The sequence below is a fragment of the Oleiphilus sp. HI0043 genome, from assembly GCF_001634935.1.
This window is the reverse complement of sequence record NZ_LWEY01000720.1, coordinates 1-850: the sequence shown is the minus strand read 5'-3', so window position 1 is coordinate 850 and position 850 is coordinate 1. Positions and strand designations below refer to the sequence as shown.

Sequence of the window (850 nt, the reverse complement as noted above, 5' to 3'; positions counted from 1 at the left end):
ACAACTTAATGAAAAATACGAGCTTCATAAGGAAAAACTGCGCATAGAAGCACTATCCATAAAACTGGATGCAGAAAGACGAGACAACAAGAATGAACCAAGCTTTAAAAATGTCATTTTCAGGTTTGAAGGTGAATATCTTGCGCACAAATTCAAAGATCAAACTCTCTACAATAAAACGCGCGTAACAAAGCGGCTAGAAGATCACTTTAGGGACAAGGCCCTGATCGACATTGAAATGAAGGATTGGTCAAACTGCTTTGACTCGCTAGAACTATCACATGATGCATTTAAAAAACACAAAACAGTAGTAACGCAGATCTACGAATTCGCAAAAAGAAAAGGTCTTATCCCACCCGAAAAATACAACCTAGGAAAATTACTCGATTACACCCCGCCAATGAAGAGTGACGGGGTTCGTGAGACAAACACAAAAAAACGCGACAAAATGTCTTCAGATCAGTTCAGAGATGTATACGAAAATGCACCGGAATGGATGCAGGATTTACTGAAAGGAGCACTACTAACCGGGTTGCGGCAAGGAGACCTTTTAAAACTCAGGTTTACCGCCATCAGAGATAACTGGATATGCGTAACCCCCAACAAAACCCAAGAAGACCAAGTACCTCAAAAAATAAGATTTGAGATAAAAGGCGATCTAAAAGAATTAATCGACAAGAGACGAGCAATCGCCAAAACACAAGACAACTGCCCTTATGTCTTTTCCTGCCCAACCAAAGTAAAGAGTTTAGGCAAAGAAAAAACACACATAAATCAAATACTGAGAAGCAACATAGTCAGCAAGTTCAGAAAACTCTCTAGACCTCTTAACACCTATCGCACATACAAC

General features: G+C 39.8%; 1 protein-coding gene. It reads left to right on the top strand.

The genetic code is table 11. The annotated features are described in order from the left end of the window. A partial coding sequence (locus tag A3729_RS32635) for a hypothetical protein (RefSeq protein ID WP_197475698.1) occupies positions 1–850 on the top strand: 850 nt, incomplete at both ends.